Raw genomic sequence first — 18721 nt, forward strand, 5'->3', positions numbered from 1 at the left:
TTGAATCAAATGCTACCGGCCGATTCCGAGTTTTTTTAGGAATGTCTGATAGTTCTGCATCTAATAAACAGAAATACGGCCTGCAGGGGGCAGGGAATGAACAAGAAAATCGTACCCATGCTGGGCATTGCCGCGATCTTTGGCTCGCTCTCGATCTTCGCCGCCAACATGTGGCTTGAGAACGCCGCGGAGGCGCGTGCGCCACAGGCGCAAATGCCTGTTGCCAGCCACGAGCCGCAAGTGGATTTCGGGTCCATCGTGGTGGCTCGCCAGCCGCTGGTCTACGGTGCGGCGGTGGAGGCGGGGGGCTTGACCGAGATCCCCTGGCCCAAGGACGCCTTGCCGGAGGGCGCCTATGCCAGCGTTGACGATCTTCTTCGCGAAGGCAAGCGGGTGGTGCTTTCCGCCATCGAGGCAAACGAACCCGTTCTGCTGGCCAAGCTTTCCGGGCCCGATGGCCGCGCGATCCTTTCCAACAGACTGGCGCCGGGCATGCAGGCCGTCACGATCGCCGCCGACGAGATCACCGGTGTCGGCGGTTTCCTGACACCGGGCGACCGGGTCGATGTCGTGCTGACGCGCAATGGCGGTTCGGTGGTCGCCAAGTCCATCGGCGCGGAAGAATCGGGACGCATCAAGGGCGCTGAAATGATCACCGAGACGGTGGTGTCGGGAGCGCGGGTGCTCAGCGCCGGCGGCAACGGCGAAGACCGGCCGGCAAATGGAACGGTCACGCTGGAGGTGACGCCATCCGATGCGCGGCGAATCGCCCTCGCCCGCTCCGTGGGGCAGGTGTCGCTTTCGCTGCTGGCCGCTGCGGAAAGCCCGGGAGATGCCAGGGACAGCGCGACGCTGTCATCCCTGACCGGACTGATCTCGTCGGGCGCGGACACCGCTGACAGCCTGTCCGGCGTGATGTCCAGCGACCGGGCGGCGCTGACGGAAGTGAAAGTGACCCGGGGGATCCAGGCCGAAGTCTACAATGTGCCGGCCAGTGCAAATTCGGGGTCAAGGCAGCCCTGACCGGCAAAGGCTGAGGGGATGACCGGCATTGCGCCGGATGAGGGGACTGATGATGGACAGAGTGAACGAGATCAAGGCCGGCTTGCGGGAACGGGTGCGAAAGGCGCTGGCATTGCTGCGCCGCCCGGTCGCCGCTGCCATCCTGACGGCTGCCGCCGTCACGGGCCTGGCAGCGACAGGCACGAATGACGCACTTGCCCGGTCGCAGGCGCAAGTCATCCAGATCCATGCCGGATCGACGACAAAGGTCAAGGTCGCGAAGGGCAAGCCGCAAACCATACGCACCAATGCCGCGTTCTATGAAATCGTTGTCGGCGATCCGGAAATCGCCAATGTGAACCCGCTCACCGACACGTCCTTCTATGTTCTGGGAAACAATCTCGGCACCACGGGAATCGCGCTGTTCGATACGAACCGCAACCTTGTGGGGTCGGTCGATATCGAGGTCACCCTGGATACCGATGGCCTTCAGCGTTCCATCAGGGATGTCGCGCCGGGTTCCGATATTCGCGTCGATACCGCCAACGGGCGGGTCGTTCTGTCGGGGCGGGCGCGCGACGCGGTGCAGGCGGAGAAGGCGCAAAAGGTGGCCAGGCGCTATTCAGGCGATGAAGAGATCATCAATTCGGTGACGCTCACGTCCTCCCAGCAGGTGCAACTCAATGTCCGGTTCGTGGAAATGAACAGGAATGTCGGGCAGGAGCTCGGCGCCCAGCTCGGTGTCTCCTATGTCGGGCCGGCCGGCGCGATCCGCTTCAACGGAAACACGGCGCGGACGAGCGGCGCTTCCGCCCTCGACATCATCGGCGCCTATGCCACCGGCGGGTTCGGCATAGACGTGGCCATCAGGGCCCTGGAGGACCGGGGCCTGGCCCGGCGGCTGGCAGAGCCGAACCTGATCGCGCGATCGGGCCAGAAGGCGAGTTTCCTGGCGGGCGGCGAGTTCCCGATCCCGGTGGCGAGTAGTTCCGATACGGTCACGGTGGAATTCAAGAAATTCGGGGTCAGCCTGGAATTCACGCCGAGCGTTCTCGAGGATGGCCTGATCAGCCTCGATATCGCGCCGGAGGTATCCTCCGTCGACACGTCAACCACATACCGCATCGGCGATATCGCAATTCCGGCCTTCGTGGTGCGCAGGGCCAGCACCTCGGTGGATCTGAAGAGCGGCCAGTCCTTCATGCTCGCGGGCCTGTTGCAGAGCGAGAACGTGTCGACCTCGGACCGCGTTCCCGGTCTTGGCAAGATTCCGGTGCTGGGGCAGCTCTTTTCCTCGAAGGCCTATCAGCGCCGCGAGACCGATCTGGTCATCATCGTCACGCCCTATCTGGTTCAGCCAATCGACCCGACAAAGAAGGTCGTCACACCGCTGGACGCCGAGCAGCCGATGAGCACGGCCGACTATTTCCTTGGCAATGTCGACACGATGAAAACGTCCCGGATCAACGGCGCGAAGATCGCGCAGGGCCGCGCGCCGGTCGCACGGCCGGGTCACTTTCTCGATCTTCCAGACATGAAGTGAGGCGCGCAATGGGCAGGACGAGCATGATGATCATGGCAGGCGCCGCAGTGTTTCTGGCTGGCTGCACCCACGAGGCCTATCAGCGCAACGAAGGCGTGAGCAGCTACGCAGGCAATGCGATTGCCGCCAACACGGCCATGCAGATGGTCGATCCGTGGCCGGCAGGGGTGGAGGATACCGCCCTTGAAACGCCGGCCGAGCGCGGCAAGGGCGAGGACGGCGCGCCGCAGCCGCCGCCGCTCCAGGTTGTTGCCGCGCCGAACACGACCGGAAATTGACGTAACGGCGGAGGCGCAAGCGCCCTTCCACCAGACCGCAGGGTAAGACGATGAACGCCAAGAGCACGAACAACAAGCGGGTGGGCCTTGTCACGCAGGACAAGGAGTTCATCCAGACGGTGCGCACCGCTTTTGCCTCGTCGGAAAACATCCAGCTTGCGGTCATCGAGAAAAGCGTGGCGGAATTGCGTGGCGAGATCCAGGACGCCGATTGCAGCGCGGTCATCATCGACATCGACGCCTCGCGGCTCGAAGAGGTGGAATCGCTCCAGCGCATCAAGCGCCGGCTGGAGGGGACGACCCCCGTCGTCGTGGTCACGCAACAGTTCAATGCCGCGGCAGTGCGCATTCTTGTCCAGCTCCAGGTGGCCGATTTCCTGACGAAACCGGTGACGACGACCGATCTCGTGCGTTCGTGCATTCGCGCGCTGCAGGGGCCGGGGCGCGGCGAGCAGGCGGAAGCGCAAATCTCGACCTTCATGCCGGCCGCTGGCGGCGTGGGCACGACGACACTTGTGCTGCAGACGGCCTTTCAGCTGCACACCTCCGCCACGCGCGGGGCGGCCACCTGCGTTGTCGACCTCAATTTCCAGCAAGGATCGTGCGCGGAATATCTCGACCTCGAGCCACGCTTCGACATTTCGGAGATCGAGAACCAGCCTGAACGTCTGGACCGTCAACTGCTCGACGTGATGCTGTCGAAACACTCGAGCGGGCTTTGTGTGCTGGCGGCGCCGACAGCGCCCACGGAAATGCGCACCTTCAACACCGATGTCGTCGTGCGGATGCTGGACCTCGTGTCGGCCTATTTCGACAATGTGGTGATCGACCTTCCCCGGACCTGGTTCCCATGGACGGAGACCGTGCTGCTCGGCTCCAACGACCTGTTCCTGGTCAGCGAGCTGACCGTCCCGTGCCTGCGCCACACGCAGCGGCTCATCGGCGCGATCTACGAGCATTGCGGCAAGGAGGTGAAGCCGCGTGTCATCGTCAACCGGTTCGAGCAGCGCATGTTCGAGAACGGCATCAAGCAGGCCGACGTGGAAGACATACTCGGTGAGCATTTCGCCGGCGGCATTTCCAACAATTACCGCCTTGTCCGCGAGGCGGTGGACCGGGGTGTGCCGCTCCAGGACATCGATCCGAACGCGAATGTCATCGAGGATCTCAAGCGGATCATCCTGCCGGACGAGGCGAGCGTCATGGTCTCCAAGCCCAAGGGCCTGCTCTCCGGGTTCGGACGCGGCTTTCTGCGGCGGGCCTAGACGATCCATGAACAGACAGAGAGATCACAAGGGAGCAAGATGATGGGTGGCAGCCGATTTTCCGCCTTGCGGCAGCGCGATGTCCCGCCCGCCCCGCCACCTGCAACTCCGGCGGAAGGCGCGAACACCGGCGGCGCGTTGCTCAAGGCGCGCGTGCCGGCCCAGCCGGACCCACGGGAGGCTGTCGCGCGGCCCAGCGACCGGGTGGTGGATGCCCGGGTACGGCTGCATCGCATGCTCATCGACGAAATCAACCTGGTTGCGTTGGAAAAGCTTCCCAAGGAAGAGATGCGCCGCCAGGTTCATGGCTTCGTTCAGGAAAAGGCCAAGGCCGAGCGGCTTGCGATCAACGTGGCCGAACTGGATGCGCTGGTTGACGACATCGTTGATGAAATGGTCGGGCTCGGACCGCTGCAACCGCTGATGAACGATCCCGAGATCGCGGATATCCTGATCAACGGGCATGAAAACTGTTTCGTGGAAAAGGGCGGCAAGCTGCGCAAGGTTCATGTGCCGTTCAAGGACGAGGCACATCTGCTGCGCATCATCCAGAAGATCGTTTCGGCGGTCGGACGGCGGGTGGACGAAAGCCATCCGCTGGTCGATGCGCGCATGCTGGACGGTTCGCGCTTCAATGCCGCGATCCGGCCGATCGGCGTGGACGGACCGCTTGTCTCGATCCGCAAGTTTTCCAAGAACAAGCTCAGCCTGCAGCGCCTGATCGAATTCGGCGCGATCACCCAGCCGATGGCCGAAGTGCTGGCCGCCGCCGTTCATGCCCGCAAGACCACCATCATTTCCGGCGGAACGGGCACGGGCAAGACGACGATGCTCAATGCGCTGTCGGCTTTCATCCCGGAGGATGAGCGGCTGATCACGATCGAGGATGCCGCCGAGTTGCAATTGCAGCAGCCGCATGTGGCCCGCATGGAGACGCGGCCGGCCAATGTGGAGGGACATGGCGAGCTGAAGCAGCGCGATCTTGTGAAAAACGCGCTGCGCATGCGCCCGGACCGCGTGATCCTGGGCGAATGCCGCGGCGAGGAAGCCTTCGACATGCTTCAGGCCATGAATACCGGACATGAAGGCTCAATGGCGACCATCCATGCCAATACACCGCGCGATGCGATTGCCCGGCTTGAGCAGATGCTGGGCATGACCGGCATGCCGATGACGGTGCAGTCGATCCGCTCGCAGATCGCCAGCGCCATCGAGATCATCGTGCAACTCACCCGTCTTTCCGACGGCAAGCGCAAGATCACCGCGGTTTCGGAAGTGACCGGACTGGAGGGCGATGTCATCCAGATGCAGGACATCTTCCGCTTCGTGCGCACCGGAATGGGTCCGAAACACGAGGTGCTCGGGCATTTCGAGGCGACGGGAATCCGCCCGCGTTTTCTCGACGATCTCAAGGCTGTCGGGATCGAATTCCCGTCGACCTATTTCGAGCCGGGGCAGCCCCAGGAATAGCGACGATGATACCGCAAATCGACACGATCTGGGTCATCTACGCCGCCGCAGGGCTGAGCGGTGTCATGGTCGCCGAGGCGATCTATCTGCTCTATGCGGGCCAGGCCGACAGACGCACGGCAATCAACCGCCGGCTCAGATTGCGCGAAGGCAGCAAGCTCAGCCAGAGAGATATCCTGATCCAGTTGCGCAAGGAGCGCGGCAGCACCGCGAACGGATCCTTGTTCTCCATGGCATGGATCAGGAACCTGCGCGCCCAATCCGGCATGGCGATGCGTTTGCCGCTGCTCTTTCTCATCTGCGGCGGTATCGGGCTGGCCGGGGCGGCCGGCATCTTCTGGATCGGAGCAGGCGTGTGGCCCGCCTTCGGGCTTGCATCATTCTGCGTGATTGGCCTGCCCGTATTCGTGTTGCGTTCACTGCGCAAGCGGCGCCACAAGGCATTCGGCATCCAGTTGCCCGAAGCGCTGGAGCTGATCACGCGCAGCCTCAAGGCCGGGCATCCGGTTCCGGTGGCCATCAGCCTGGTGGCGCGGGAAATGGCGGACCCGATCGGGACCGAGTTCGGCATTGTCGCCGACGAAGTCACCTATGGCTCCGACCTGGTTTCGGCACTGGCATCGCTCTATGACCGTGTCGGCCACGAAGACCTTCCGCTTTTCGTCACAGCGGTCTCCATACAGAGTTCGACAGGGGGAAACCTGCGCGAAATCCTCGACGGGCTTTCCGCCACCATTCGCGAGCGCGGCAAACTGCGCCGGAAGGTACGCTCGATCTCGGTCGAGGGGCGGATGTCAGCGTATATCCTGACAGCATTGCCGGTGCTGCTGTTGACGGCGATCGTCGTGCTGAACCCGAGCTACTATGGCGCGGTCCTGGACCAGTCCCTGACCTGGTGGTTGCTGGGGGGAGCCTTCTTCTGGCTCGTGCTCGGCAACCTCATGATGTTCAAGATGTCCAATTTCAGGTTCTAGGCCATGCTGACGGAAACGATCAATGCCATTCCCCTGCTGCCGCTAGCCGGTCTCCTGCTGCTGGCGGGCGGTGTGGCCATGGCATGGCCGTTGATTGCCCAGCCGGGTGGCCGCGCGGAGGTCTGGCGCAGGCTCCATGGCGACAAGGGCGAGACGCGGGTCCGCGAGGAGGTTGCGATCGCCCAGTCCGCGCAGCGCCGTGACGTGCGCGACAAGGCAATCCGCAAGGCCCAGGATTTCTACCAGAAGACCGATCCGGACAATGTGGCCCGGCTGCGGCAGAAGCTCATCAGGGCTGGCTATCTCGATCCGCGCGCGGCAGGTTTCTTCTTCCTTGCGCGCATCGCCAGCCTGTTCGCATTTGCCGCCGGTGGCGGCGCGCTGGCTTTCGGCTTCGGCTTCACCATCGCGTCCAATGAGTGGCTCATGGTCCTGTTTGCCGGCGCTGGCGGATATTTCTTTCCGGGCCTGGCGTTGAACCATCGCGTCAACCAGCGCATGACGGAATACCGGAACGGCTTTCCCGATTTCATGGATCTGATGGTTGTGTGTTCGGATGCAGGGATGAGCATGGAAGCCGGCATCGACCGGGTGTCGCGCGAACTCATGAAGACGGCCCCCGCGCTGGCCACGAACCTGCAGCTTGTGACGCTGGAGTTGCGCGCCGGAAGAAGCGTCAATGATGCGCTGCGATCCCTGGGCGACCGTCTCGGTCTGGAAGAAGTCCGCTCGTTCGCGACGTTGCTCCAGCAGTCGAAGGAGCTGGGGACATCACTTTCCGGCGCGTTGCGGGTGTTCTCCGACGAGATGCGCCACAAGCGCATGTCCCGTGCGGAGGAGAAGGCGCATGCGTTGCCGGCAAAGATGTCGGTGCCGGTCACCGCCTGCATCCTTCCGATCGTGCTGCTGGTCGCGATCATTCCGGCCATCGTGCAGCTTGTCGGCCTCCAGTGATGATTCACGCAGGGTTGCCAAGCTCTTAATCAGCAACGGAAATTTGACCCTGTTTCGGCACTGGTCCTTAATCAGTTCTTGCTATTGTACTCCCTGAAAATGACCCGGAAACCGGGCAGGGAAGGGCAGGCAATGCGTTACAGGACAATAGCGTCACTCTTGGCCATTTCCGTGCTGGCTGGCTGTTCGGCCGAAAGCATGGGCAGGATCGATACGACCCGGACCGCTGCTCTCGGGGTGTCGCGCGATCTGTCCCAGGGCGACCTCGAACAGGGCAAGGCCCATTTCGTCGAGGCCAATTACGGGCTGGCGGAGAAACACTTCCGCAAGGCTGTCGAACTGCGGGCCGACAATTCGGAAGCCTGGTTGGGCCTTGCGGCTTCCTACGATCAACTCGGGCGTTTCGATTTTGCCGACCGCGCCTATGCGCAGCTTCTTCGCGTTGCCGGACGCCAGCCACGGATCGTCAACAACATGGGCTATTCGCAATTGCTCAGGGGCGACAAGAAGAAGGCGCGCAAGCTTCTGGGTGAAGCGCGCGCGGCGCTGCCGGGCGATCCGGTGGTCGAGGCGAACTGGGATTTGTTGCAGAAGACCTGATGGGGCGCCTTCCGGACGGAGGGCTGGAAAAGGGGAATGGACATGGGTGAACTGATCTTGGGAGCCCCGGTTGCGGGATTGGCCAGTCGCTCACGGATCGTGGCAGAGGATGTCTTGCTGCTGCGGCGCGAGGTGTTTCGCGACGGTGTCGTTTCGCGCGGCGAAGCCGAATCGCTGTTCGCGCTGGACGCTTCCTGCGACGACAAGTGTGCCGAATGGTCCGATTTCTTCGTCGAGGCGCTGACTGATTATCTGGTTCATCAGGAAAAGCCGGCTGGATACGTGTCGCAGGACAATGCCGATTGGCTGATCCGCGCCATATCCACCGACGGCAAGGTGGATACGGCCAGCGAACTGGAGCTTCTGGTCAAGATTCTGGAGACGGCGCGCAAGTCGCCTGACAGGCTCGTCGCGTTTGCCCTGTCGCAGGTCGCCATCGCTGTGACCGAGGGGGAGGGCGTGCTGGCGCGGCGGCGCGGATCGCTCACGCCCGGCTCGATCATGGAAGCGGAGGTGGAACTCATGCGCCGCATCCTGTTTGCGGCGGGCGGTGACGGGCACCTGGGTATTTCACGTGCCGAGGCGGAAGTGCTTTTCGATCTCAACGACAGGACAGCACATGCCGACAACCACCCGTCCTGGGACGAGCTTTTCGTCAAGGCGCTGGCCAATTACCTGATGTGCGCTTCCGGCTATACGCCGCCCTCGCGGGAGGATGCCCTGCGGCGCGACCGCCTTCTGGAAGAAGAGGATGTCAATATCGGCCGATTCTTCAGCCGCATGGTTTCCGGCGGTCTGTCCGGCATTCTCGACGCTTACCGGCGGGAAGACGGGGCGGAGGCCTGGCATCGCGCGCGCAATGCGCGGCTGGAGGCAGAGACAGCGATCGCCGAGCGTATCGACAATGCGGAAGCCGAATGGCTGGCCACCCGGATCGGCCGCGATGGCCGTTTTCATCGCAACGAGGCTGCGTTGCTCGCCTTTCTGCGCGACGAAAGCCCGGAAATCCATCCTGCCTTGAAACCGCTGATCGAACGCATCGCCTGACGCCTGCCATTGCAGGGGCGGGAGGAGCGCGGCACCTGGCGCGCTCCCCGCATGCCGGTCAGACCGCGCGGTTGTATCGCGCGATTTCCGCCTCAAGCCGCTTGATGACGGACCCGGTTTCCTCGTGCAGCCGTTTCATGCGTGCCAGGTGGCCCGATACCGTGCGCACGAAATCCTCCTCCGTGCTTGTCGCCGGGGCATCGCCTATTCCGTGAATCAGCCAGGCAAGGCCGATATTGAGCACGCCCGCCAATGTGGTCAGGCGATTGGCGCGCGGTTCGGACCGGTCGCTTTCCCAGGCCAGTATGGTGGCCGTCTTGACGCCGATGCGGCGCGCAAGCTGCTGCGGCGTCATGCCGGCCGCTTCGCGGGCGCGGGACATGCGCCCGCCCATCGTGTCCATGTCGGCTTCGCCGGCATAGATCGTGCCCGTGTTGTCAAACGCCTCGATGGCCGGAAGTGTGTCCCCCGGTTCAGACATGATCGTACTCCTTTTGGTTTCCGCTTCAGGTCGTTTTCGGTGAGGAGTGTGTCACGGGGCAGGTGCGCGAACCCGTCCTGTTCGCGGCAAGAACTAAAATAGCCGCGCCGCATGCCACTCCAGATGATCATCCATGAAGGATGAGATGAAGAAGTAGGAGTGATCGTAGCCTTCCTGCATGCGCAAGGTCAAATCGATGCCGGTATTCTTGATGGCTTCCTCAAACAGCCAGGGCCGCAATCCCTCGTCCAGGAACCCGTCGGCGGTGCCCTGGTCGATGAGGAATTCGGGAAAGCGCGCGCCGTCCTCCACCAGCGCACAGGCATCGTAGGCGCGCCAGGCAGCCTTGTCCCCGCCCAGGTATTTCGTGAAGGCACCGGAGGACCAATCCGCGGTGGAGGGCTGGACGATGGGCGCGAACGCCGAGCATGCCCGGAACCGGTCGGGATGCTTGAGGGCAATCGTCATGGCACCGTGCCCGCCCATGGAATGGCCGAAGATGGACTGGTGGGCCATGTCGGCGGGGAAGTTTTCCGCGATCAGTGCGGGCAGTTCCCGCGTGACATAGGCATACATGTTGTAGTGCGTGTTCCAGGGTGCCTCAGTGGCATCGAGATAGAAGCCGGCGCCTGAACCGAATTGCCAGTTCGTCGCCTCATTGGGCACGTCACCGCCGCGCGGGCTGGTATCCGGACAGACGATGATGAGGCCGAGTTCGGCGGCCTTTTTCCGGTATTCGCCCTTTTCCATCACATTTGCATGGGTGCAGGTGAGGCCGGACAGATACCAGACGACCGGACAGGCGCGTTCGGCAGCCTGCGGCGGCACGAAGACGGCAAAGGTCATCTCGCATTTGCAGGTATCCGATTCGTGCGAATAAACGCCCTGCATTCCGCCATGCGCCTTGTTTTGCGATACGATTTTCATGTGATGTCCTGTTCAATGGTAAGGTTCACGGCCAGCGGGCGATGGCCGCCGGTCAGCCTGTCCTGTCAGGGCCGCTGGCGGCCTTCACCGCGAACCGGACAGTCCGGTCGAGCGCCTGAAGGAATGCGGAACGATCCCGTGCGGTGAAGCCGGGATTGTAGCCCTTGATCTCACCCGCCTCGCGCAGATCCTGCTTCAGGTTGCGCATCGCCACGGCCATGCCGATGGTTTCGGGCGTGAAGGGCCGTCCGGTCGGCCCCAGCACATGGACCCTTTTCCACCAGCCTCGCCGCCAGCGGAACATCGGCGGTGATGGCGATGTCATTGGCCGCGGCATTCTCCACGATCCAGTCGTCGGCGGCATCGAAGGCGCCGGACACGACGACGTTGCGGATCATCGGATCACGCGACGGTCGCAGTCCCGAATTGGCGACGAAGGTGACCGCCAGGCCATGCCGTTCGGCCACCTTCACGATTTCAGCCTTTACCGGACAGGCATCGGCATCGACATGGATCGCGGGCATGATGCCGGTCAGTAGACCACCACCGAGCGGATGCTCTCGCCGGCATGCATCAGGTCGAAGCCCTTGTTGATCTCGTCGAGCGTGAGCGTGTGGGTGATCATCGGGTCGATCTGGATCTTTCCCTCCATGTACCAGTCGACGATCTTCGGCACATCGGTGCGCCCGCGCGCGCCGCCAAAGGCGGTGCCCTTCCAGGTGCGTCCGGTGACGAGCTGGAAGGGACGCGTGGCGATTTCCTGGCCGGCCCCGGCGACACCGATGATGATGCTTTCACCCCAGCCGCGATGGGCGCATTCCAGCGCCTGGCGCATGACCTTGACGTTGCCTGTGCAATCGAAGGTGTAGTCCGCTCCGCCGATCGTGTCCGCGCCGCGCTTCGTCATGTTGACGATCTCGGCAACCACATCGTCCACCTCGGTCGGGTTGACGAAATGGGTCATGCCGAATTTCTCGCCCCATTCCTTCTTGTCGTTGTTGATGTCGACGCCGATGATCATGTCGGCACCGGCAAGGCGAAGGCCCTGGATGACGTTGAGACCGATGCCGCCGAGACCGAAGACGGCAGCCGTCGCGCCGATCTCCACCTTGGCGGTGTTGATGACTGCCCCGATGCCCGTGGTCACGCCGCAGCCGATATAGCAGATCTTGTCGAATGGTGCGTCGGGATGGACCTTCGCCACCGCGATTTCGGGCAGGACGGTGAAATTGGAGAAGGTCGAGCAGCCCATGTAGTGAAAGAGCTTCTCGCCGCCGACGGAGAAACGCGATGTGCCGTCGGGCATCAGGCCCTGGCCCTGAGTCGAGCGGATTGCCGTGCACAGGTTCGTCTTCTGCGACAGGCAGGAGGGGCAGGAACGGCATTCCGGCGTGTATAGCGGGATGACGTGATCGCCCTTTTTCAGGCTGGTGACGCCGGGGCCGACATCGACCACCACGCCCGCGCCCTCATGGCCGAGAATTGCCGGGAAAATGCCTTCCGGATCGGCGCCCGACAGGGTGAACTCGTCGGTGTGGCATATGCCCGTGGCCTTGACCTCGATCAGAACCTCGCCGGCGCGCGGACCTTCGAGATCGACCTCCATGACTTCGAGTGGCTTGCCAGCGGCGACGGCTACGGCGGCACGGGTTTTCATATCGAACTGTCCTCCGGGGTTTCCTGAAAATGTCGTCGGCACATTTTCAGGAAACCGGAGCGCTTTCAACCATGGATATGCAAAGAGAGGATATTCGTGGCGAACCCGTCCTGCGCCCTGCCGGGAACGAGCGCGGCGGTTTATAGTGCCGGCGACTCGAACGGAAAGGCGAGGCAATGCTGGAAAACCTGGTGGCCGGTACGGTCGTGATCGCGATCACGGTGGTGATCCACACATTCGGACTGATCGTGGTCACCCGCACAATGGCGTGGATGACAGGGCGGTTTCGCATGCACGGACGGCGGTCGCGGGTGCTGGCGATGATCACCGTCGTTTTCGGCCTATTTGCCATCATGACCGTGGAAGTCTGGGTCTGGGCGGTCGCCTATGTCCTGACCGGCAGTTTCGACGATTTCGCCACTGCCCTCTATTTTTCCACGGTCACGTTTTCCACGCTGGGTTATGGCGATGTGCTGCCGCATCCCGAATGGCGGCTTTTCACCGCGCTGGAAGGGGTCAACGGGTTCCTGCTGATCGGATGGTCGACAGCCTATCTGGTGGCCGCAGGCATGCGGGTCGGGCCGTTCAAGTCGGGCGAGCATTTCTGACCCTGGCTTCGCGCGTTAACGCGAGGTTCACTGTCCGGCCCACCGGACCGGCATGTTCATGGTTCCCTAAGGACAATGGCTCCAGACTGGGCTCAGTACCATCAGGGGGAACCGTCGGACGTGAGTGTGACGCTTGTCTTCTTTGCAGCCGTCAACCTGGCGATCATCTTTCTCGCCATCGCGGTGCCGCTTGGCAACCGCCGCTTCTCGCTGTCGCGGACCATTGACGCGCCGCGTGAGACCTTGTGGTCGGCCCTGCATCCCTTTGGTGCGGATGCCGGCTGGTCCGGCCAGATCCTGGCGGCGGAGCCGGACCCTGACGGGCGTGGCGGCACCATCACCCTGTCCTGGATCGGGCGGGACAACCTTCCGATCCGCCGGCGGATCGCGATCGATGAGATTTCGCCCGGATCAGCCTTCGCGGAAAGGGTGATCGATGACAGTTCGCTCGATGCGGCCTTCTGGGCAAACTGGGAAAGCCTTGTGCAACTGGAGGAGCAGCCGGATGGCAAGGTCAAGGTTACCATCACGCGCGGCGACCGCTATCGAGGCGCGGCGTTCCTGGTCTTTCGCTGGTTTGCGGCACGGCGGGAACTCGTCAAGCTGAAGACATGGGCGGAAACGGGCCGGTACAAGCCCGGCGGATTGTTCGAGCACCCCGTGACGCAGATCGCGATGGCGGGCCTTTCAGCGCTTGTGCTCTGGCCCGTCTTTGGCCTGGACGCCGGCGGATTCACGCTTGCGCTCGCCCTGACCCTCGTCATCGGCCTGCATGAGCTGGGGCACATGGCGGCGTTCCGGATCATGGGTCACAGGTCGGCCCGCATGATCTTCATTCCCGTCCTGGGAGGCGTGGCCATCGGCGGCCGGCCCTACGACTCCCGCTACGAGATTGCCTTTGTCGCGCTGATGGGCGCGGGTTTTTCCGCGCTTCTGCTGCCAGCCGCCATTGCCGGGCATGACATGGCTTTTGCGGCGGGAAACCGGGCGCTGGCCTCATTTCTCGGTGCGGTCGCCGCCTGCGCCGCCTTCTTCAACCTTGCCAATCTGGTGCCGGTCTGGAAGTTCGACGGCGGCCAGGTGCTCCGCCAGATCACCCCGGACCGCAGCGTTGCCCGGTTCGCCGCTTCCATGGCCGTTCTCCTCAGCGTGGCCGGCTTCGGCTGGCTGGCGGGCATGCAGCCGCCAGCCTTGCTGACCGGCTGTGCGGTGATGACGCTGCTGAGCGTGATCACCGTCAACAGCGGGGTAAAGCCACGCATGGCCATGAAACCGATCAAACCCGGGGAGCGGGCGCTGATCTCTGCCGGACTGGCAGCGGCCATCTGCGTCCACGGGACCGGCATGGTCTGGGCAATACAGTCGTTCTTCTAAGGCGATCTTCCGCAAGGCCCGTCACGGAGTCAGTGCCACGCCTTCCCGCCGGGGATCCGCCCCGCCTTCCAGGCCATCGGGCGTGATTGCCACACCATGAAGGCCCGAATTCAGGTCGCGGACCGAGACTTCGAAGCCCAGCGCTTCCAGATCGGCAGCCAAGGCTTCGGCAGCCGTTCCGGCCTCAATGTCGAAAGTGCCGAAGCGGTTGGTCAGATGCGGCAGGGAAACGGCCTGCTGGATGTTCATTTGCCAGTCGAGCAGCGCAATGACGGTCTTGGCGACATAGGGAATGATGCGGCTGCCGCCGGGAGATCCGATAGCGAAAACAGGCTTGCCGTCTTTCAGGATGACGGTCGGCGCCATGGAAGAGCGCGGCCGTTTGCCCGGCTCCACCCGATTGGCAACCGTTTCTCCGGAAGCTGTCTGCGGCAGGAACGAGAAGTCGGTCAACTGGTTGTTGAGCAGGAATCCGCCGGCCATCAGCCGGGCGCCGAAGGCATTTTCGATGGAGGACGTCATGGAGACGATATTGCCTTCGGTATCCACGATGACGAAATGGCTGGTGGAGGGCAGGGAGATGTCGATGCCGTCCTCGCGCCGCTCCGCCTTGTCCCATGGTGGCTCGCCGGGCTTGACCGCTTCTTTCGGCAGCGCCGTGTCGCGGCGAAGCAAAGTGGAACGCATCCGCAGGTATTCCGCGTTCAGCAGGCCTTTCGGCATCGACACAAAGTCGCTGTCGGCCATGTAGCGGCCCCGGTCGGCAAAGGCGAGGCGCGTGGCATCGCCGATCAGCCGCCAGCCTTGCGGATCGTCGGGTCCCAGTGTGGCGAGATCGAACGGTTCCAGCAGGGCGAGGATTTGACCGACAGTCATGGCGCCGGAGGAGGGCGGCCCCATGCCGCAGACATCGTGGCCGCGATAGGGCGCGCAGACCGCGGGGCGTTCGATCGCGCGATAGGCCTTCATGTCATCGATCGTCAGCAGACCCGGATTGCCGGGGTGCAGGCGAACGGCATCGACAATCCTGTCGGCGATTGCTTCTTCATAGAAGGCGCGGGCGCCGGCCTGGGCAATGGCCCTCAGGCTGTCGGCATAGTCCCGATTGCGCAGTATCTGGCCGGCTTGCAGCGGTTCGCCCTGCGCATCGAAAAAATAGGCGCGCGTGGAGGGTTGACCCAACAGGCGCAGCCGGTCCGCGGCGATCAGATCCGAGAGGCGTGGCGAGACGGCGAAGCCTTCTTCGGCCAATTCGATGGCGGCGGTGAAATTCTCCGCCCAGGGCCGTTTGCCATATCTCCCGTGGGCCATTTCCATCAGGCGCACGACGCCCGGAACCCCGACCGAGCGGCCGCCCACCACTGCATCGAAGAAATTCATCGGTTTGCCATCGGGCATCCGGAAGAGATCCGCATTGGCCGCAGAAGGCGCCGTCTCACGCCCGTCGATGGTGGTCAGGCTTCCGGTTTGCGAATCGAAGTGCACCAGGAAGGCGCCACCGCCAATTCCCGACGATTGCGGTTCGACGAGGCCCAGAACCGTTTGAACCGCGATCATGGCATCCACGGCCGAACCACCCGCCAGGAGCGCATCCATGCCGGCGCGCGCAGCCAGCGGATTGGCGGCAACGACCATGGGTCCGTGTCCGCGCACCGGATCGGCGGGCTGTGCCAGCACCGGTGCAGTGGCGGATTCGGGTTGAACGGCGTCTGCTGCCTGCTGGGCAAAAGCAGCAGGCGCGATGAGGAAGCCAGCCAGCAGGCCCAGCCATACAGCCGGATTTGTCCTTGCCATGCACGTTTCCTCCCTGTGGCCCGCCGGAACGAGCATATGCGCGTTCATCTGGCGGAGGCGGGTCCGAATATCTCCTCGAACGCGGCTTTCAGCGCGATGTCGAGATCGTCCATGGTAACGGGAAGTCCCAGATCGACAAGGCTTGTCACGCCATGGCCGGTGATTCCGCAGGGCACGATGCCGGTGAAGTGTTCGAGTTCCGGCTCCACGTTGATCGCGATGCCGTGGAAGCTGACCCACTTTCGCAGGCGGATGCCGATGGCCGCGATCTTGTCCTCCGCAGGCCGGCCATCCGGCAAGGCAGGTTTCTCCGATCGCACGACCCAAACGCCAACGCGGTCTTCGCGCCGTTCTCCGCGGATGTTGAAGCGGTTCAGCGTTGCGATGATCCAGTCTTCCAGCGCGGCAACAAAAGCACGCACATCCTCGCGCCGGCGTTTCAGGTCCAGCATGACATAGGCCACACGCTGCCCGGGACCGTGATAGGTGTATTCGCCGCCCCGCCCGGCCGGATGGACGGGGAACCGGTCGGGCGCGAGCAGATCGCCAGGGCGGGCGGAGGTGCCTGCGGTATAAAGCGGCGGGTGTTCTACCAGCCAGACCATTTCGCCTGCCGTACCGTCGCGAATCGCCCCGGCGCGCGCTTCCATGAAGGCAAGCGCGGACTCATAGCCGGTCAATCCGGGTTCGACGCGCCATTCCACCGGCGGTGTGCCTGGGGCCGGGTGAAAGCCGGTGTCGATGGCGGCGCGTTCATTCATGGCACGGTTCCTGTTTCCGACCCTGTTTATATCGCTTTTCGCCGCTTGCGGAACAAGGTCGCGGCAAGGCGCATGATGACCCGATAAAAACGCGCTTTCGCTCTTGTAAGGGCAGGGGCTATTTGCTACATCGCCGCCTGCCGGTTATGCCGGCCCTTTCGTGACGAGCGGTCGTGGCGGAATTGGTAGACGCGCAGCGTTGAGGTCGCTGTGGGGCAACCCGTGGAAGTTCGAGTCTTCTCGACCGCACCATCACTTCGACAAACCCGGCCTCGTGCCGGGTTTTGTTGTTTAGGCGCCCCCCGAATTCGATGCTTTACACCTTCCGCGCCACCCGCCATTGTCCCGCGCGCGTGTTGAGGAGGAGTTTGAGACATGACAAAGCCCGTCATCGGATTCATCGGCGTCGGCCTCATGGGTCACGGCATGGCCAAGAACATCATCGAGAAGGGATATCCGCTCGTCGTCATGGGGCATCGCAACCGCGCGCCGGTCGAGGATCTGATTGCGCGCGGCGCCGAAGAGGCGAAAACCGCCAGGGAACTCGCCGGCCGCTGCGACATCATTCACATCTGCGTTTCAGGTAGTCCGCAGGTGGAAAGCGTTATTCGCGGCGAGGACGGGATAGTTGCAGGCGCCCGCGACGGCCTGACCGTGATCGATTGTTCGACCTCCGACCCGGTCAGCACGCTTGTCCTGGCGCAGGAGTGCGCGGCTGCCGGCGTTTCTTTCTGCGATGCGCCGCTCAGCCGCACGCCGAAGGAAGCGGAAGCGGGAACGCTGGACACCATGGTTGGCGCCGACGATGCGACCTTCGAACGGATTCGCCCGGTTCTCGACTGCTGGGCAGGGGTGATCGTGCACCTCGGGCCGGTCGGCTCCGGGCACAAGATGAAGCTGATCAACAATTTCATCGCCATGGGCTATGCCGCACTCTATGCCGAGGCGCTGGCGCTTGCGCGCAAGGCTGGCCTGACGCCGCAGCAGGTCGATTCGGTCATCCGGCCAGGCCGCATGGCCAATGGTTTCTATGAGACATTCATGAAGTGGACGCTGGACCGGGACGAGAAGGCGCATCTCTTCACCATCACCAATGCACACAAGGACATGCGCTATCTTTCCAACCTGGCGACGGCGACCGGTTCGGTGAATCCGGTCCAGTCGGCGGTGCGAAACAGTTTCGCGGCCATGGAAGCCGCAGGGGAGGGGGCACGTTTCGTGCCGATGCTGGCCGATTTCATTGCCGGCATGAACGGGTTGGCCGGCGAGGACGCCTGACGAGGAAGGCAGGCGAGGGGTCCGCTTCTGCATATTGACAGAAGTCATTGCCCTCCCCTTTGCTTCCGGTCTTTGCTCTCCGGCATATCCGATGCCGGAGGCGTGTGATGACGAAAACATTCCTGAAGCTGGCATTTGCGGGAACGCTTGCCTTTACAGCCTTGCCCGCAAGTGCCTATGACGGTCCGGTCTTCCGGCATCTTGGCGTCCATGGACCGGCGCTTGGCAGTGACCACGACCTTGCGGTGCGATCGAGCCGGTATCTGCTGACGCCGGGACGCATGACGGCCAGCCTTGTCGTCGAGAACCATGGCAAGCAGCCTGTCACCAGCCATGTCTACTTGCAGTTCCGTCCCGTCACCGTCGGCCATACCGACAATGCGCCCGCATTCGAGGTTCCCGAGGATGGTCCCTTTCTGCAATCCGAGGCGTCTGCCGAAGGGCTGGCGCTTTCGGGCCAGACCGATCAAGCCGCGCGGTATCGCGGGATCGATATAAGCCGGGCGCTGGTCGCGGCGGGCTTCCCCCTGTTGCCATTCAAGTCGGATTTTTCCGGTGTGGACGGTGATCAACTGCGCACGATGTTCGAACGCGGCATCGTTTCGCGGTTCGGGCCGCAATGGCAGCTGGACGTCACCCGGTCATGGCCTGTTTCATTTGATGCGGGCCGGACAATGACCGTAACCACGTCCTTTGTCCCTGTTCTCG

At 63.1% G+C, this 18721-nt stretch carries 18 protein-coding genes, 1 tRNA gene and 1 pseudogene (1 of these 20 cut by a window edge); 14 read left to right on the forward strand and 6 right to left on the reverse strand.

What is annotated here, in order from left to right:
- Positions 1-96 precede the first annotated feature (96 nt).
- The 9 genes from cpaB (at position 97) to R3D65_RS10135 (ending at position 9133) form a co-directional block, all read left to right on the forward strand.
- A complete protein-coding gene (gene cpaB / locus R3D65_RS10095; protein ID WP_371275103.1) occupies positions 97-1023 on the forward strand; it encodes a Flp pilus assembly protein CpaB in 927 nt (308 codons plus the stop codon).
- 49 nt (positions 1024-1072) lie between these two features.
- Positions 1073-2545: a type II and III secretion system protein family protein gene (locus R3D65_RS10100; RefSeq protein ID WP_371275104.1), complete on the forward strand. Its 1473-nt coding sequence runs from the start codon at positions 1073-1075 to the stop codon at positions 2543-2545.
- Between the two features lie 23 nt (positions 2546-2568).
- Positions 2569-2823 (forward strand): hypothetical protein, encoded by a 255-nt coding sequence (locus R3D65_RS10105; RefSeq protein ID WP_371275105.1) that lies wholly within the window; start codon positions 2569-2571, stop codon positions 2821-2823.
- Positions 2824-2873: 50 nt separating this feature from the next.
- Positions 2874-4088, forward strand: a complete 1215-nt coding sequence (locus tag R3D65_RS10110; RefSeq protein ID WP_371275106.1) for a CpaE family protein — start codon at positions 2874-2876, stop codon at positions 4086-4088.
- A 42-nt stretch (positions 4089-4130) separates the two neighbouring features.
- Positions 4131-5558 (forward strand): CpaF family protein, encoded by a 1428-nt coding sequence (locus R3D65_RS10115; RefSeq protein WP_371275107.1) that lies wholly within the window; start codon positions 4131-4133, stop codon positions 5556-5558.
- Between the two features lie 5 nt (positions 5559-5563).
- The gene (locus R3D65_RS10120) at positions 5564-6532 is read left to right on the forward strand and encodes a type II secretion system F family protein (RefSeq protein WP_371275108.1); all 969 of its coding nucleotides are present in this window, start codon (positions 5564-5566) and stop codon (positions 6530-6532) included.
- 3 nt (positions 6533-6535) lie between these two features.
- Positions 6536-7486 carry a type II secretion system F family protein gene (locus R3D65_RS10125; RefSeq protein ID WP_371275109.1) on the forward strand — a complete coding sequence of 317 codons (951 nt, stop codon included), beginning with the start codon at positions 6536-6538 and terminating at the stop codon, positions 7484-7486.
- A 198-nt stretch (positions 7487-7684) separates the two neighbouring features.
- Positions 7685-8086: a tetratricopeptide repeat protein gene (locus R3D65_RS10130; protein ID WP_371275558.1), complete on the forward strand. Its 402-nt coding sequence runs from the start codon at positions 7685-7687 to the stop codon at positions 8084-8086.
- A 42-nt stretch (positions 8087-8128) separates the two neighbouring features.
- Positions 8129-9133 carry a hypothetical protein gene (locus R3D65_RS10135; RefSeq protein ID WP_371275110.1) on the forward strand — a complete coding sequence of 335 codons (1005 nt, stop codon included), beginning with the start codon at positions 8129-8131 and terminating at the stop codon, positions 9131-9133.
- A gap of 58 nt (positions 9134-9191) precedes the next feature.
- Here the strand turns inward: R3D65_RS10135 and R3D65_RS10140 are convergent, their stop codons facing one another.
- The 4 genes and pseudogenes from R3D65_RS10140 to R3D65_RS10155 all read right to left on the reverse strand — a co-directional run bounded on the left by R3D65_RS10140 (position 9192) and on the right by R3D65_RS10155 (position 12198).
- Positions 9192-9614, reverse strand: a complete 423-nt coding sequence (locus R3D65_RS10140) for a multiprotein-bridging factor 1 family protein (protein WP_371275111.1) — start codon at positions 9612-9614, stop codon at positions 9192-9194.
- Between the two features lie 93 nt (positions 9615-9707).
- On the reverse strand, positions 9708-10541 hold the full coding sequence (gene fghA / locus R3D65_RS10145; RefSeq protein WP_371275112.1) for an S-formylglutathione hydrolase: 834 nt from the start codon (positions 10539-10541) through the stop codon (positions 9708-9710).
- 52 nt (positions 10542-10593) lie between these two features.
- A pseudogene (locus R3D65_RS10150) lies at positions 10594-11065 on the reverse strand (YaiI/YqxD family protein).
- A gap of 8 nt (positions 11066-11073) precedes the next feature.
- On the reverse strand, positions 11074-12198 hold the full coding sequence (locus R3D65_RS10155; RefSeq protein WP_371275113.1) for an S-(hydroxymethyl)glutathione dehydrogenase/class III alcohol dehydrogenase: 1125 nt from the start codon (positions 12196-12198) through the stop codon (positions 11074-11076).
- Between the two features lie 176 nt (positions 12199-12374).
- On the opposite strand from R3D65_RS10155, the gene R3D65_RS10160 reads away from it, so the two are divergent.
- Positions 12375-12806 carry a potassium channel family protein gene (locus R3D65_RS10160; RefSeq protein WP_371275114.1) on the forward strand — a complete coding sequence of 144 codons (432 nt, stop codon included), beginning with the start codon at positions 12375-12377 and terminating at the stop codon, positions 12804-12806.
- 120 nt (positions 12807-12926) lie between these two features.
- A complete protein-coding gene (locus R3D65_RS10165; RefSeq protein ID WP_371275115.1) occupies positions 12927-14180 on the forward strand; it encodes a site-2 protease family protein in 1254 nt (417 codons plus the stop codon).
- Positions 14181-14201: 21 nt separating this feature from the next.
- On the opposite strand, the gene ggt is transcribed toward R3D65_RS10165, so the two are convergent.
- The gene (gene ggt, locus R3D65_RS10170) at positions 14202-15974 is read right to left on the reverse strand and encodes a gamma-glutamyltransferase (RefSeq protein WP_371275116.1); all 1773 of its coding nucleotides are present in this window, start codon (positions 15972-15974) and stop codon (positions 14202-14204) included.
- A 44-nt stretch (positions 15975-16018) separates the two neighbouring features.
- Positions 16019-16735: a lipoyl(octanoyl) transferase LipB gene (lipB, locus tag R3D65_RS10175; protein ID WP_371275117.1), complete on the reverse strand. Its 717-nt coding sequence runs from the start codon at positions 16733-16735 to the stop codon at positions 16019-16021.
- A gap of 167 nt (positions 16736-16902) precedes the next feature.
- Here lipB and R3D65_RS10180 point away from each other — a divergent pair.
- The 3 genes from R3D65_RS10180 to R3D65_RS10190 all read left to right on the forward strand — a co-directional run.
- Positions 16903-16987, forward strand: a tRNA-Leu gene (locus tag R3D65_RS10180).
- A gap of 123 nt (positions 16988-17110) precedes the next feature.
- Positions 17111-18013 carry an NAD(P)-dependent oxidoreductase gene (locus R3D65_RS10185; protein ID WP_371275118.1) on the forward strand — a complete coding sequence of 301 codons (903 nt, stop codon included), beginning with the start codon at positions 17111-17113 and terminating at the stop codon, positions 18011-18013.
- Between the two features lie 107 nt (positions 18014-18120).
- Positions 18121-18721: the 5' portion of a DUF4424 family protein gene (locus R3D65_RS10190; RefSeq protein ID WP_371275119.1), read on the forward strand. The gene runs 401 nt beyond the window's last position; the window shows 601 of its 1002 coding nt (coding positions 1-601); the start codon lies at positions 18121-18123; its stop codon lies off the right edge, out of view.

The organism is Zhengella sp. (assembly GCF_041397485.1).
GTDB lineage: Bacteria > Pseudomonadota > Alphaproteobacteria > Rhizobiales > Rhizobiaceae > Zhengella.

Coding starts and splice junctions, on each gene's coding strand:
- R3D65_RS10130 (WP_371275558.1), top strand. CDS start 7,685: ATGGGCAGGATCGATACGACCCGGACCGCTGCTCTCGGGGTGTCGCGC.
- R3D65_RS10160 (WP_371275114.1), top strand. CDS start 12,375: ATGCTGGAAAACCTGGTGGCCGGTACGGTCGTGATCGCGATCACGGTG.
- R3D65_RS10105 (WP_371275105.1), top strand. CDS start 2,569: ATGATGATCATGGCAGGCGCCGCAGTGTTTCTGGCTGGCTGCACCCAC.
- ggt (WP_371275116.1), bottom strand. CDS start 15,974: ATGGCAAGGACAAATCCGGCTGTATGGCTGGGCCTGCTGGCTGGCTTC.
- R3D65_RS10125 (WP_371275109.1), top strand. CDS start 6,536: ATGCTGACGGAAACGATCAATGCCATTCCCCTGCTGCCGCTAGCCGGT.
- R3D65_RS10115 (WP_371275107.1), top strand. CDS start 4,131: ATGGGTGGCAGCCGATTTTCCGCCTTGCGGCAGCGCGATGTCCCGCCC.
- lipB (WP_371275117.1), bottom strand. CDS start 16,735: ATGAATGAACGCGCCGCCATCGACACCGGCTTTCACCCGGCCCCAGGC.
- R3D65_RS10100 (WP_371275104.1), top strand. CDS start 1,073: ATGATGGACAGAGTGAACGAGATCAAGGCCGGCTTGCGGGAACGGGTG.
- R3D65_RS10140 (WP_371275111.1), bottom strand. CDS start 9,614: ATGTCTGAACCGGGGGACACACTTCCGGCCATCGAGGCGTTTGACAAC.
- R3D65_RS10135 (WP_371275110.1), top strand. CDS start 8,129: ATGGGTGAACTGATCTTGGGAGCCCCGGTTGCGGGATTGGCCAGTCGC.
- R3D65_RS10110 (WP_371275106.1), top strand. CDS start 2,874: ATGAACGCCAAGAGCACGAACAACAAGCGGGTGGGCCTTGTCACGCAG.
- R3D65_RS10120 (WP_371275108.1), top strand. CDS start 5,564: ATGATACCGCAAATCGACACGATCTGGGTCATCTACGCCGCCGCAGGG.
- fghA (WP_371275112.1), bottom strand. CDS start 10,541: ATGAAAATCGTATCGCAAAACAAGGCGCATGGCGGAATGCAGGGCGTT.
- R3D65_RS10155 (WP_371275113.1), bottom strand. CDS start 12,198: ATGAAAACCCGTGCCGCCGTAGCCGTCGCCGCTGGCAAGCCACTCGAA.
- R3D65_RS10185 (WP_371275118.1), top strand. CDS start 17,111: ATGACAAAGCCCGTCATCGGATTCATCGGCGTCGGCCTCATGGGTCAC.
- cpaB (WP_371275103.1), top strand. CDS start 97: ATGAACAAGAAAATCGTACCCATGCTGGGCATTGCCGCGATCTTTGGC.